The 14,487-nt window shown below is 46.0% G+C and carries 10 protein-coding genes and 1 riboswitch; of the genes, 7 read left to right on the forward strand and 3 right to left on the reverse strand.

Annotated features, from left to right (window positions below):
- Positions 1-50: 50 nt before the first annotated feature.
- On the forward strand, positions 51-815 hold the full coding sequence (locus MC7420_RS04310; RefSeq protein WP_006098853.1) for a hypothetical protein: 765 nt from the start codon (positions 51-53) through the stop codon (positions 813-815).
- On the opposite strand, the gene MC7420_RS04315 is transcribed toward MC7420_RS04310, so the two are convergent.
- The gene (locus tag MC7420_RS04315; RefSeq protein ID WP_198016372.1) at positions 789-1,217 is read right to left on the reverse strand and encodes a CHASE2 domain-containing protein; all 429 of its coding nucleotides are present in this window, start codon (positions 1,215-1,217) and stop codon (positions 789-791) included. The two genes, MC7420_RS04310 and MC7420_RS04315, sit on opposite strands and share 27 nt — an antisense overlap.
- Positions 1,218-1,497: 280 nt before the next feature.
- On the opposite strand from MC7420_RS04315, the gene cysE reads away from it, so the two are divergent.
- Positions 1,498-2,325 carry a serine O-acetyltransferase gene (cysE, locus tag MC7420_RS04320; protein WP_006098764.1) on the forward strand — a complete coding sequence of 276 codons (828 nt, stop codon included), beginning with the start codon at positions 1,498-1,500 and terminating at the stop codon, positions 2,323-2,325.
- Between the two features lie 153 nt (positions 2,326-2,478).
- Here cysE and MC7420_RS04325 read toward each other — a convergent pair whose 3' ends face one another.
- Positions 2,479-2,664 (reverse strand): DUF433 domain-containing protein, encoded by a 186-nt coding sequence (locus MC7420_RS04325; protein WP_006098762.1) that lies wholly within the window; start codon positions 2,662-2,664, stop codon positions 2,479-2,481.
- A gap of 485 nt (positions 2,665-3,149) precedes the next feature.
- Positions 3,150-3,662, reverse strand: coding sequence for a tetratricopeptide repeat protein (locus MC7420_RS04330; protein ID WP_006098796.1), 513 nt, complete (start codon positions 3,660-3,662; stop codon positions 3,150-3,152).
- 232 nt (positions 3,663-3,894) lie between these two features.
- Here MC7420_RS04330 and MC7420_RS04335 point away from each other — a divergent pair, with 232 nt between their 5' ends.
- From MC7420_RS04335 to MC7420_RS04355, 5 genes are all read left to right on the forward strand, one after another.
- Complete coding sequence (locus tag MC7420_RS04335; protein WP_006098852.1) at positions 3,895-7,962, forward strand: HEAT repeat domain-containing protein; 4,068 nt, start codon at positions 3,895-3,897, stop codon at positions 7,960-7,962.
- Positions 7,963-7,965: 3 nt separating this feature from the next.
- The gene (locus tag MC7420_RS04340; protein WP_006098885.1) at positions 7,966-8,424 is read left to right on the forward strand and encodes a hypothetical protein; all 459 of its coding nucleotides are present in this window, start codon (positions 7,966-7,968) and stop codon (positions 8,422-8,424) included.
- 492 nt (positions 8,425-8,916) lie between these two features.
- On the forward strand, positions 8,917-10,344 hold the full coding sequence (locus MC7420_RS04345) for a hypothetical protein (RefSeq protein ID WP_006098822.1): 1,428 nt from the start codon (positions 8,917-8,919) through the stop codon (positions 10,342-10,344).
- A gap of 399 nt (positions 10,345-10,743) precedes the next feature.
- A riboswitch (cyclic di-AMP (ydaO/yuaA leader) is annotated at positions 10,744-10,881 on the forward strand.
- Between the two features lie 422 nt (positions 10,882-11,303).
- Positions 11,304-12,641: an SLC13 family permease gene (locus MC7420_RS04350; RefSeq protein WP_006099128.1), complete on the forward strand. Its 1,338-nt coding sequence runs from the start codon at positions 11,304-11,306 to the stop codon at positions 12,639-12,641.
- Between the two features lie 25 nt (positions 12,642-12,666).
- Positions 12,667-14,469, forward strand: coding sequence for an SLC13 family permease (locus MC7420_RS04355; protein ID WP_006099109.1), 1,803 nt, complete (start codon positions 12,667-12,669; stop codon positions 14,467-14,469).
- Positions 14,470-14,487: the final 18 nt, after the last annotated feature.

Raw genomic sequence — 14,487 nt, forward strand, 5'->3', positions numbered from 1 at the left:
TGCTATCGGAATGCCTAATCAAGCTAAATCTATTTACACTCACAGCCAAAATGTTCAATAAATTATCAACTGCAATTCTTGGGGCTTCACTTGTTTCCCTAGGTGTCATCAACCCAGTACAAGCGCTAACAATAATTGACACTTGCAAATTTGATTGTGGGCGTAGAGCCTTTGGCCCCTTCGGTGAAGGGAGTTTTTTGGGGTCTACACCCTTGACGGTAAATGGTCAAACCTTTACGGTTCCAGATTTTGATCATATCCTTACTGAATTTAGTTTCTTGTTATCAGACCCACCAGCAGGCGCTTTTTCGCCCGTATTTGGAAATGAACTAGATGTTATTGATTTCCGGGCTTTTGTTATGAGGTGGGATGATATCGGAAATAGACCAATAGGTTCTATTCTTTTTGAAAGTGAAACTCGATCAACTACTGTTCAAGATTCGACTTTTCCTTTAGAAAAGTTTACTTTCAGTCCAGGGGGACTGAGTTTAACTTCAGGAGGTAAGTATGTAGTATTTCTGAGTGTTCTGAAAGACTTAGATGGATTACCAGGTCTGGGTTGGTTTGGAGAGGATATTGATTCTTCAAGCGGACAACCCGTTGGTACTTATTCTGGCGGTGATTCTGTTTATCGGCAAATTTCTTCTTTTGATTCTATCAGAAATATTCCTTGGGTTGTAGATTCTAGGAGAGATGCAGCCTTTCAAGCAACTTTTATTTCCAAAACTACAGTTTTTGAACCCAATTTTACGCTTGGGCTTCTGTTTTTTGGGGTACTTGGGGCAACTTCAGCGCTCAAGAGTAAAAACAAGTAGTAAATGAACTATAGCGCGTCTAAACCATTTCTGCACCGATTCACTTATCCCTATCCCATTGTCCCAAACCCGCCAAATTACCGACTCATTTATTATTGTCAGACGTTCCAACGGAAGACGTTCCAACGGAACGTCTCTACGGGTTTCCCCATAATTAACGGGAACATCGCGAAACAAACCCAACCCAACTACCACCAGATTCTCCGCCAGAATCTGACTGAGTACCTGTGCCAAAACGCGATCGCTTATCGGATAATGGTCTAACTCCTGGATATCCGCCTGCGTTATCCCGACAATCACTATCCGTTGACTCGGCGGCGATGAAAGCGACTGCTTCACCATCTCATCAAACAGCCTCAACTCCAGGAGTTCCAATCCTCCAACCCCCACCAGCAGTGACACCAACACCCCTACCGGAACAATCCCTCACATTGTCGCTGGGGTCAGATTCTGAGTACACAAATACTAGAACCTCGACCCGAAAATCTTGCCATCCGGGATAAAAAATACGAGAACCCTTATCCCCCCAGCCCGCGAAAATGCCGATAAAATAAGAACGTTGAGCGTTGAGTACATCATTAATAAGCGAATCCAGTCTAATCTGTCGCTAATGTGCAACCTAGCCATCAAACATCTGGTATAAGCTTCAAAAAGATCAACTTCGTTTCAGGGGCGATATGCAATGCTACAGTCCACGACTAATTACTCAACAACGCGATCGCAGCTTACCACCCCAGTAGCAGAAGGCAGAAGGCATAATTGGATAACCCATTGTCAGCCACCTATAGATGATAGGGAATTAGAACGAGGCGACACCGATAAAATCCCTAGAGTCAGAACACCGTTTCAGGTGATCAAGCAAGGCTGGCGCACCCTCTTAACCGACTTTCAGATTATCTTTGAACGTGATCCAGCAGCCCGGAATCGGTTCGAGGTATTGGTTTGCTATCCCGGCTTCCAGGCGCTGATCAGCCATCGCCTCGCCCATTGGCTGCATCGTCAGCGAGTACCATTCCTTCCCCGCTTCCTGTCTCAACTGGCGCGATTCTTCACCGGAATCGAAATTCATCCAGGGGCGGTGATGGGTAAGGGTGTGTTTATTGATCATGGCATGGGTGTGGTGATTGGTGAAACCGCGATTGTTGGCGATTACTGTTTGATTTACCAAGGCGCAACCCTGGGCGGAACCGGTAAAGAAACGGGCAAACGCCATCCCACATTAGGGAAGAATGTGGTGGTGAGTGCAGGTGCCAAGATATTGGGGAATATCCACATTGGCGATCATGTTCGCATTGGGGCGGGTTCAGTCGTGTTGCGCGATGTCCCCACCGATTGTACCGTGGTGGGAGTACCGGGGCGAATTGTACGTCAGTCGGGCAAACGCATTGATCCCCTAGAACATGGACAGCTACCGGATACACAAGCCGCCGCGCTACGGGCGTTACGCGATCGCATCACCGAACTCGAACAGCAATTGGCATCCTTAGAGTCGAAAAGAAAACCAGGATGAAAAATACCTGGATTGTTCGGCATTTAAACCTTAATATCAATAATGGCGCAATCCTTGCCGTAGTGCGAGCATCTTGCTCGCTACATCAAGCATCTTGCTCGCTACATCAAGCATCTTGCTCGCTACTAATACCCAATTTAAATGCATGACAGCTTAAGCGATCGCAGAGCGCACGTTGTCTATAGTCAACGGCGGATAGTCTTCGACAATCTCTTCTAGTGTTAATCCTTCTGCCAGATTATCCAGAATGACTGAAACCATAATGCGAGTTCCTTTAATACAAGGTTTTCCATGACAAACCTTGGGGTTTATCTCAATCTGTTCTTGCCAATTATTCATTTTTTATCTCGCCTAACTTGTGAAAATGGACTAATCTGATAGTAGCAGAACCTTAAACGACGACCCGATCAAGTGCTATTGGCAGGTGTTACGCGATCGCATCACCGAACTTGAACAGCAATTGGCATCCTTGAGTCGAAAAGAAAACCAGAATGAAAAATGCCTGGATTGTTCGGCATTTAAACCTTAATATCAATAATGGCGCAATCCTTGTAGTGCGAGCATCTTGCTCGCTACATCAAGCATCTTGCTCGCTACATCAAGCATCTTGCTCGCTACATCAAGCATCTTGCTCGCTACATCAAGGCTTTGAGTAGCATGGACATTGGCTCATCTTCAAGGACATAAGGTAAAACCCTTTCATACCCCAGCTCCCCCAGCTCCCAGACGCGCCATGGCGCGTCTCTACATTGCTTCCCCTGCTCTCTTCCCCCACCACAAGACTTATTCAGCAGCCCCTAATTGTGTCCACCGACTTAGCCGACTCATTCTTGCATCAACTCATTCTCACTACTCTGCGATAAAGATGTGCTGATTTGGCGACCAATTTCTCGCTCTATGGGAATCTCAACCTCCTCACTACTTTCATCTGTATTCCCATCATTAGGATTAGAGCGTAATGGGTTTATTTTAAAAATCTCTGGAGTGGCGAGAATGAATGAACGGCTTGTCTGAGCCATTGCATTATCAGGTTCAATGTCCAGAACTCGCTCAAAGCAGGATAGCGCGTCGTTGTAGCGCTTCATTGTACAGTAGGTTGTACCTTTGTTGTACCAAAGGTCAGCAACATCGGGATTAATTTGAATCGCTTTGTTGTAACAGTCAATCGCGGCTTCGTACCGTTTCAATCGCTCTAGACAGATTCCTTTGTATACCCAGGCGGGAATAAAGTCAGGTTTAATATCAATCGCGTTTTGGAAGCAGGTGAGTGCCTCTGTATAGTTTTTCTCATCTTGGAGTGTCACACCTTGATTAAACCAAGTTTCGTATTTGCTCATACTTGTTAACTCCTGCCTAATTTTCCCAGGCGTCTGGACAAGGGTGAAATGTAAGGCTCAGTTGTCCCAGTCTATACTCAACGCCTTTGCCAAAGCTATAATTAGCCTAACGCCTATAGAGAATAAGTTCTAGCAGGCTGAAGATACTGAAATTGCCCACGGTGTTACCTGTAAACCCCAATCCATCATCGTTAAAGGTTGATAGGCTCATTGGACAACTCTTGAACGTGAGATGAAACATAATCAGATCGAGGAGCTAATAGAACTGCTATACACGGCTCAAGATGAGTCCACCCGCAGGCGAGCCGTCATCAGGATATGGAAAATCGGCACGGGCAACCCAAAGGCAATTGAGGCACTCATACAACTGCTGGACACAACTCAGGATGAATCCACCCGCAGGTTAACTGCATTAAGCCTAGGGAAAATCGGCACAGGCAACCCAAAGGTAATTGCGGCACTCATACAAGTGCTGGACAGGACTCATCCTGAGTCCACCCGCAGGCAAGCTGCATTAAGCCTGGGGAAAATCGGCACGGGCAACCCAAAGGCAATTGAGGCACTCATACAAGTGCTGGACAGGACTCATCCTGAGTCCACCCGCAGGCAAGCTGCATTAAGCCTGGGGAAAATCGGCACGGGCAACCCAAAGGCAATTGAGGCACTCATACAACTGCTGGACACAACTCAGGATGAATCCACCCGCAGCCACGCCGCCGAAAGCCTAGGGAAAATCGACCCAGGCAACCCAAAGGCGATTGCGGCACTCATACAAGTGCTGGACACAACTCAGGATGAATCCACCCGCAGCCACGCCGCCGAAAGCCTAGGGAAAATCGACCCAGGCAACCCAAAGGCGATTGCGGCACTCATACAAGTGCTGGACACAACTCAGGATGAGGAAACCCGCAGCCACGCCGCCGAAAGCCTAGGGAAAATCGACCCAGGCAACCCAAAGGCGATTGCGGCACTCATACAAGTGCTGGACACAACTCAGGATGAGGAAACCCGCAGCCACGCCGCCGAAAGCCTAGAGACAATCGACCCAGGCAACCCAAAGGCGATTGCGGCACTCATACAACTGCTGGACACAACTCAGGATGAATCCACCCGCAGCCACGCCGCCGAAAGCCTAGGGAAAATTGGCACAGGTAACCCAAAGGCGATTGAGGCACTCATCCAAGTGCTAGACAGGACTCAGAATGAGGAAACCCGCAGGCAAGCCGCTGTCAGCTTAGAGAACATTGGTACAGGCAACCCAAAGGCGATTGAGGCACTCATCCAAGTGCTAGACAGGACTCAGAATGAGGAAACCCGCAGGCAAGCCGCTGTCAGCTTAGAGAACATTGGTACAGGCAATCCAAAGGCAATTGAGGCACTCATACAACTGCTAGATAGGACTCAGGATGAGGAAACCCGCTGGCGAGCTGCTGTCAGCCTAGAGACAATCGGCACAGGCAACGCAAAGGTAATTGAGGCACTCATCGAACTGCTAAACAGGACTCAGGATGAGGAAACCCGCAGGCGAGCTGCTGTCAGCCTAGAGAAAATCGACCCAGGCAACCCAAAGGCAATTGAGGCACTCATCCAACTGCTAGATAGGACTCAGGATGAGGAAACCCGCAGGCGAGCTGCTGAAAGCCTAGAGACAATCGACCCAGGCAATCCAAAGGCAATTGAGGCACTCATACAACTGCTAGATAGGACTCAGGATGAGGAAACCCGCAGGCGAGCTGCTGAAAGCCTAGAGACAATCGGCACAGGCAACGCAAAGGTAATTGAGGCACTCATACAACTGCTAGATAGGACTCAGGATGAGGAAACCCGCTGGCAAGCTGCTGTAAGCCTAGAGACAATCGACCCAGGCAACCCAAAGGCAATTGAGGCACTCATCGAACTGCTAGATAGGACTCAGGATGAATCCATCCGCTGGCGAGCTGCTGAAAGCTTAGAGAAGATTGGCACAGGTAACCCAAAGGTAATTGAGGCACTCATCGAACTGCTAGATAGGACTCAGGATGAGGAAACCCGCTGGCAAGCTGCTGAAAGCCTAGAGACAATCGACCCAGGCAACCCAAAGGTAATAGAGGCACTCATACAACTACTACAGACAACTCAGGATGAATTGACCCGCTGGCGAGCTGCTGAAAGCCTAGGGAAAATCGACCCAGGCAACCCAAAGGCAATTGAGGCACTCATCGAACTGCTAGATAGGACTCAGGATGAGTTCACCCGCAGGCGAGCCGCTGTAAGCCTAGAGAAAATCGACCCAGGCAACCCAAAGGCAATTGAGGCACTAATCGAACTGCTAGATAGGACTCAGGATGAGTTCACCCGCAGGCGAGCCGCTGTAAGCCTGGAGAGAATCGGCACAGACAACCCAAAGGCAATTGAGGCACTCATCGAACTATTAGGTATCACCCGGAAGATGCCCGTTCGCAAACAAGCCGCCGCTATCCTAGAGAAAATCGGTATTGGCAATCCAAAAGCTATTGCAGGACTCAGAGATTTGCTGCACCATCACACTCTTTATCCTTACACCCGTTCGCTTGTTACTGAACTCCTACCGAAAATCACGGCTCTTACGCAATCACAAGCTCAACAAATCGAGGATGACTTACTTCTCTTTCTGCAAGAAACGCGAGTTAAAGACACCGTTGATCGCTATTTTTCTACTAATAACCCCCAAAAGGCAAAATTCTGTTACCATCGCATCATTGCCTGCTTAGATAAACTGCAAGAAGGTCGAGATATTATCACCCGACGTTCTTTACTAAACTCCTACTTAGACATCTATCAACGGATTGTTGATTTCTCAATTAAAACAGGTGACTTAAACCGGGTATTTTTCTATATAGAACTTTTTCGGAATCGATATCTAGTCGAGCGAATCGCCCAACACTATGCCCCCTTGCCGAATACAGTGACACCAGAACTATCGGCACAAATCAATCAGGCAAAAGTAACTGAAAAGAAACAATTACAGGACTACACGAACGGAATTAATCAGAACGTAGACGAGCAGCAACTCAAACAACTAGAGATTCGCTGGCAAGACGCCAAAAAAGCCTTAGAAACCCTCTATGCTCAAGTCGCTGTTATCGAACCTGAGTTTATTGCCAAGACAAAAGTATCCCCTCTATCCTTCCGACAAATTCAGTCGGTACTCCCAACCGATACAGCCATTCTGGAATTCTTCTTCACTGCCAACAAGCTCCTAACATTATTAATTCTACCTGGAGCTAACTCTCCTGAATATATTCCAGTAAAACTTAACCCCAAGTCAATCGCCGCACTCGCTCAAGCTTGGGTATCCGGCATTACGACGAAAACACCATCAAAGACAAAGGAAGACATTGACGCAACCATCCAAACCCTCTCTGAGCAAATCAATCAAATTTCCGATTCCCTCAACTTGTCAACCTTACTTTCCCACATTCCCGCTCAGATTCAGCACTTAATCATTGTCCCTCATAAATACTTACACCTTTTCCCCCTTCATGCCTTGTGGTTAAATGACCACCAGCGACTCATTGAGCGCTTTGCCGTCAGTTATTTTCCCAACCTCCAAACCTGGAAAATATGCCAAAACCGCCAACGTTCTCGTGATTCCTTAATTGGCATAGAAAATCCCACCCAAGACAAAGATTTAATCTTTGCCAAAGCGGAAATGGCAAGTATCCGCCAACGCCAAAAATTTATTCACCGGAAAATTTTTCCCGGCAAACAAGCCTCAAAAGCTGAAATTTTACACTCCGCAACTGATACCCATTGCTTCCATTTTTCAGGTCATGCCGAATACAATTTCCAGAATCCCCTCGACTCCTATCTGATGTTATCGGAAAACAGCGAGGAGAATCTCACCCTCAATACCATTTTCGCCGACCTGCATATCCCCCAAGCCGATTTAGTCACCCTTTCCGCCTGCTGCACAGGTGTTGTGGACGCCTTTCAACCCCTGGAAGAATATTTAGGACTTCCCACTGGCTTTTTGCTAGCAGGTGCAAAAGCCGTTATCGGTAGTCAGTGGAAAGTTAACTCTATCGCCACCGCCTTTATTTTTGATGAGTTCTATCGCCAACTCGAACAAACCGGGAATAAAGCCATCGCCCTGAAAAATGCCCAGAACTGGCTGCGTCGCTGCACCGCTGATGAATTGATAGAACGAGCAAACACTTGGGATTTGAGTAAACTAGAGATCACAGAAAGAATTCGTTTGGATGCAGCACTCTATTCCCTAGAAGGCATCCCCTTTGAGAATCCTTACTATTGGGCGGCGTTTATACTGACAGGATGTTAGAACATGAATAAGGAACATATCCTAATTTGTCAAGCTTTTGGTCAAATGCTAGAAAATTCAACTACTGAACTGGAGGAAAAACTAACGACCAACACTCGTGTTGCTATTGCCAGATACTTCACCCAGTTACCAGAGGAAGACCGTTTGAATCCGTCGATAATGGCAATTAAGATAGGACATTTTTGCTACAGTCCTGGTCATGAAAATTTAAAAAAATGGCTGTTACGTATCTACAATAGGTTAGGTATTGACGATATCCAAAAGGTCGTCAAAAAAACAGGAGACCCCGGTGAAGAAGCTGATGCACCGACTGAAACCAATAGAATACTGATAAACGAAGCGCGTGATATCTGTCAATATTTGCAAAACTGGGCAACTCAACAGTTAAATCAAACCAATCAGCGCAATAATCCCCCGGTACAAGGTCAAAGTAAACCAGGAAATCAAAATGCTGCCAACTGACATCCGATACTGGACAATTAGAAATCACAGTTACCCAAAGCCAACCCACCTGTGCGGGGTTAAACTATCTGAATCAGGACTTACGCAGCCACACCTTATGTATTGGTTACGGTGCGTTACGCTACTGCCGTGACTCAGCTAAAATGGTGCAATAGATTGGGTTCGTAGTGAGGGCTTTAGCCCTCTCCAGCTAGGCGTTAGAGAACTAAAGTTCTCACTACAAACAAAGTCCTATTTTAGTTGGTCACGCCACTACTGGACTAACATAGCTAAAATGGTGGAATAGATTGGGTTCGTAGTGAGGGAACTTTAGCCCTCTCCAGCTAGGCGTTAGAGAACTAAAGTTCTCACTACAAACAAAGTCCTATTTTAGTTGGTCACGCCACCACAGATAAAGCTTTTTCGCAAGTCCTATGAATTATTCATAAATTGTATCAGCAGGCTCCATTTATATAATCCCAGACCTTAAGTCTGAGGGCAACAAGTTTAACCATGAATCCCACCCAAACCAGTACCACAATTAAACTTTTATCCCCCACGCTGCACCTCTATCATTACGTGCTGCGAAATAGCCTCAACGAACGCCCAGAAACCACAGACAAGCGGCGGCAATTCTTCCAAGAAAACCTACAAAACCTCTCCACCCACCTCACCAGCAGCACCAATAAACGGGCATCAGATTTCGTTCAACTCATCCCCATTGAACAAGAATTAGCCCCCTCTGGAAACGTCCTTGATTTCACCACTGTTCCGCCAGAATGCCAAAAACCCAATAATGACCGACTGTATTTAGAAACAGGAATTATTCACAGTCGCCTAGTTGCACGTCGCCTCAATGACACCTACCTGCTGCGCTTCACCAGCTACGTTCCCTCAATTCACCAAGAACAAGCCCTACCCATCTTTGCGAATCTAGGTGAACATATTGCCAACTTACCTCTAGAACTCGGACAAACCGTCATCCTGGGCGGAATTTTACCCAATTCCTACTATTCCCCTAGCGATATTCCCCAAATCGCCGCCAATTGTCTCAGTCACTACTATGGCACACCCATTGACCCAAATAACCTGAGAGTTGAGGAATTTTTAAACAGCCCATTTTGTATTTACGCCAAACCCGTTACTATCCAAAAATTTAATAACTATGCTATCGAATCTATCCATCTAAGCTGTGTTTTCCTCTATCAAGACCCAACCATTGAGCAGCAAGCGGATAAAGTGTATCGCATCTGCCAAGATATGCTACTCAGTTATCATAAAATTCACTTCTTCCATTCCCAAAGCATTATCTTAAAAAAGATCCTCAGTCAACAGTACGAAGCTATCGAACGACTCACCGAGGATTACAATCAACAAAAATGGGATAGTCAATCCCTGAAAAAGCTACCCCAAGACTCTCTGGACTATTATAAAAAGCTCTCCTTCCTGCAAGACCAATCTAAAACCGTTGGCGTCAACTTAAAGAATTATCAAGAATGTCTCCGACAAATTCAACAGCAAACCGGACAGATCCCACCGCAATTCTTCACAGAATTCGAGCAAGAGATTAGTTTTTACCGGGAACAAATGGAAGCGAATATTGGTTTTCTCAGTCCCGGTATTCAACTCTATGAAAAACTCATGCTGAGTGTACAAACCCAAGTTAGCATTGATGAAGCCGCCCATCAAAATCAGCAGAATCAACAACAAGCGAAACTGGGGCAAATCTTAGCAGGTGTGGGTGCGGCGATTGGCGTCGGTCAAATTATTGAAGCCCCCATCACCGCCACAGTTTCTCACCGTCTGGATCAAGGTAAACCTGAACCCTCAATCGCGAGTTCTTGGCTAGGGGCATCATTGAGTGTTCTTCTCAGTATTGGCATTGGTTATTGTATCAGTTTAGCCGTTTATCGATGGTTTACTCAGTCCAAAGTATCGTAACCTTTCCTCGGCAACCCAAATAGAGTCTGCTGAATAAGTTTTGTGGGGGGTAAGCTGTTCGGCATTTAAACCTTAATATCAATAATGGCACAATCCTTGTAGTGCGTTTAGCGAAGCCATGCCGCAGGCTTTAGCGAAGCCATGCCGCAGGCTTTGCATCTTGCTCGCTACTAATACCCAATTTAAATGCATTACAGCTTAGGGAGCAGGGGAAGCTGGGGAAGCTGGGAAAGCTGGGGGAGCAAGGGTAAATTTTTCCTGATAGCGGTGCAAGGTTTTTGATGAGTTTGATTCTCTTTCCTGGAATGTGAACAAACTCTATTGACTTTTTTTGCCCACAGCAATATAATAAAAGGTTAAGTAGAGTAAGTCAGCTTAATCCAAGACTTCACCAAGAAATCTGTTTCAGTGACAAGGTGAAGCTGGAGCGGGGGAACCAACTTTTGGGGCATATCTCACACTCGAAACCCGAGTCGAGAGGGACAACTCTCAGTCCTAGCCCGTCAGCTAACTCCGTAGGCATTGGGAGGAGACTGAAGAATCAGCATTTTTAGGAATGTCTCGATTTCATCAGTTTCAGGCGCTGGTACTGCTCAGTTTTTTGTACCTGCTTTTTGAAGTTGAGGCGTTGTCCATGTCGTTTCAGTTCAGTTTTGCGGCAATTTGTTCCGGGTGTAATTGGTATACGGTGACGAGAGGATATCACTGACTAAAACACCAGTCTAGTACTCCAAATCGATGCAAGAATGCCCACAATAATGTAACAAAAGCAACCCAATTAGCCCTTTGGTAGAGACTTTTCTTAGCAGTCTCTACTAACTGCTATAACTAGACCTAGGTTATAGGCATGGGGTTGTTTTTTCTACCCAATCTGCTTTTGTTACCCCCTTTATCCTTTGGGTACTTTTTACTGTTCGTTGAACATCTTCCCCTTATCCACTTCAATCATCAGGGAATTTATGGAAACTTGGTCTCAGATTATTGCATTTTCAACGTTTGTGGGTGTCATTCTCTTGGTTATGACCGAATGGATGCATCTAACAATTGCGGCTTTTTTGGGGGCATTACTGCTAATTTTTGTCCACGTTATGACGCTGAACGAAGCCGTTGACTACATCAGTCAGAGTTATGCTACCCTGGCTTTATTCTTTGGCGTAATGGTTCTAGTCCGGGCATTTGAACCCACTAAAGTGTTTGACTACTTGGCTACACAAATGGTGGTATTAGCGGGAGGAGAAGGAAAGCGACTTCTGCTGGGAATCGTTGCCATTACTACCCCGATTTGTGCCATGTTGCCGAATGCGACAACGGTAATGTTATTAGCCCCTTTAGTGCCACCCTTGGCGCAGGAACTTGGGGTAAACTTCGTGCCATTACTAATTTTAATGGTGCTGGTGGCTAATAGTGCTGGATTACTTACACTTGTCGGTGATCCGGCAACATTTATTGTCGGGGATGCCGTCAATATCAGCTTTACCGACTACTTGGTTCAGTTGAGTTTAGGGGGGGTCATTGCTGTTGCCGTGATTGTCGTCATGCTGCCCTTTTTATTCCCAAAAACTTGGCATAAAAAGCTGGATAATTTGAATCAACTGCCCCAACCTAAAATCAATCATCCTAGAGTTTTAATCGCTGGGGGGTTTATCATGGCGTTTGTGCTGGTGTTTTTTGTCGTAGGAGAATCTCTGCCTATTCCAATTTCCCCAGCGGCTGTCGCTTTGATGGGAGCAGCGTTAGCGTTACTGTTGGCTCACCATAGCAAGATTGATACCGTTAACAACATCTTACGGGATGTAGACTGGAGTACCTTGCTATTTTTTATGTCTATTTTTGTGATTATTGGTGGACTGGAAAAAACGGGTATCGTCAGCGGTTTATCCAGACTCCTAGCCGTACTATTGGGACGAAATATTTTCCTCGGTTCACTCTTGCTACTTTTCTTAGTTGGTTTACTCTCCAGTGTTGTTCCCAATATTCCTCTAGTTGTGGCAATGGTGCCACTGCTTAAACAGTATCTGGTTAACGTGGGTTCTGTGGGAGCAGATGTCCTATCTCCAACCTTTGAGGGTCAATTTCCCCCAGAAGTATTACCTCTTTTCTATGCCATGATGTTTGGGGCTACCTTGGGAGGGAATGGCACACTCGTTGGCGCTTCTTCCAATATCGTAGCGGCGGGTATTTCTGAACTCCATGGACGCCGGATTTCGTTTAAAACCTTTTTGGGTTACGGCGTACCTGTAATGGTGATACAACTCGTAACGGCAGCTTTATATATTACGATTCGCTTTTTCTTCTAATTCCAAATTTACTTGTAAATAATCTATGCAAATTGCCCTCACCCTTGGCATTTTAATTCTCGCTTTAATTGCGTTTATTGCCGAATGGTTTCCTGTCGATGTCACCGCTCTGCTTATTGCCGTTGTCTTAATGCTGTTGGGATTAGTTACCCCGGAAGAAGGAATCTCTGGCTTTAGTAACTCGGCTACCATTACAGTAATGGCAATGTTTATCCTGAGTGAAGGAATTGGACGCACGGGTGTGATTCAAGTGGTTAGAGACGTGCTGATTAAATGGGGCGGAAAAAATCCTCGACAACAAATTTTTGTCATGGGGGCGATTGTCGGTTCAATTACTGCCTTTATCAACAATACGGCGGTTGTCGCTGTCTTTTTACCCATTGTGGAAGATTGGGGTAAAAAGCAAAATATCTCCGTGTCTAAACTGCTCATTCCCCTATCTTATGCCACGGTGTTAGGGGGAATGATTACCTTAATTGGCACCTCCACTAATATTGTGGCAAGTGGTATATCTAAGGAATTAGGGTATGGCGAATTCGGATTATTTCAGTTTACTCCTTTGGGTATTATTACCTTTATGGTTGGATTACTCTACCTGACTCTCGCCGCACCCCGACTTCTGCCCGATCGCAAACCGTCCAGCAGCGATTTAGTTGCCCAAGATTACGGTCTTAATGATTATGTTAGCGAAGTTGTGGTCACCCCGCGATCAAGTTTAGTCGGAGAAACGCTGCGTTCCAGTAAAATTCAGCGGACGTTCGATTTAGACGTACTGGAAATCATTCGTAATGACATCCACTTCCCTCAACCCTTGGCTGATAAAACCTTAGCCGTCGGTGATATTTTACTCGTGCGGGGTAGTCGAGAGGATTTATTAAACATTAGAACCAAACGGGGACTAGATATCCTGCCAGAGGTTCAGTTTGGCGGGAAAGCGTTTGGGGAAACTGAACTCAGTTCAGCGGAAGAAGGCGTGGCGGAAGTCTTGATTCTATCGAACGCCAATCTTGTTGGTTCGACGCTGAAAGAATTACGGTTTCGCCAACGCTATAATGTTACTGTATTAGCAATTCGGCGAGGAGAAGAACTGCTGCGAGAACGAATCGGTCAAATTCCCTTACGGTTTGGCGATTTGCTTTTAGTCCAAGGTCCCAAGCAAAGTTTAATCGGATTACAAACCAGTCGCGATTTACTGGTCATTGAACAGCGAGATACCGAAACCCTCCGCCAAGATAAGCTAGGAATTGCCCTGGCGATTGTGCTGGGTGTTGTGGTTATTGCTGCCTTTGATTGGGTACCTATCTTAGTAACGGCATTAGCCGGAGTTATTTTGATGATTGTAACAGGCTGTCTGAAACCAGGAGAGATGTATAATGCCGTGCGCTGGGATATTATCTTCCTGTTAGCTGGACTTTTTCCCCTCGGTATCGCCATGGATAAATCGGGAGCAACCGAATGGTTAGCTAGCCATTTAGTTGCTATGGGTGGGAATCTTTCGGGTTACTGGATTTTAATGTTCTTCTACTTAGCTACGTCCATACTCACCGAACTCCTTTCCAATAATGCTGCCGTAATTCTGATGATACCCATTGCCGCAAACGTTGCCACAACGCTGCATCTTAATCCCCTTGCCTTTATGTTTGCTGTCACCTTTGCCGCTTCTAACAGCTACCTGACTCCAATTGGCTACCAGACGAATACAATGGTTTATGGACCCGGTGGCTATAAGTTTCTGGATTTCACTCGAATTGGTGCGCCTCTCAATTTGCTGCTGACGGTAATAACGCCGATGCTGATTATTTGGTTGTATGGTTTAGCACCGACTTGACAAATGACAAATGACGAA

The sequence above is a fragment of the Coleofasciculus chthonoplastes PCC 7420 genome, assembly GCF_000155555.1.
GTDB classification, from domain to species: Bacteria; Cyanobacteriota; Cyanobacteriia; order Cyanobacteriales; family Coleofasciculaceae; genus Coleofasciculus; species Coleofasciculus chthonoplastes_A.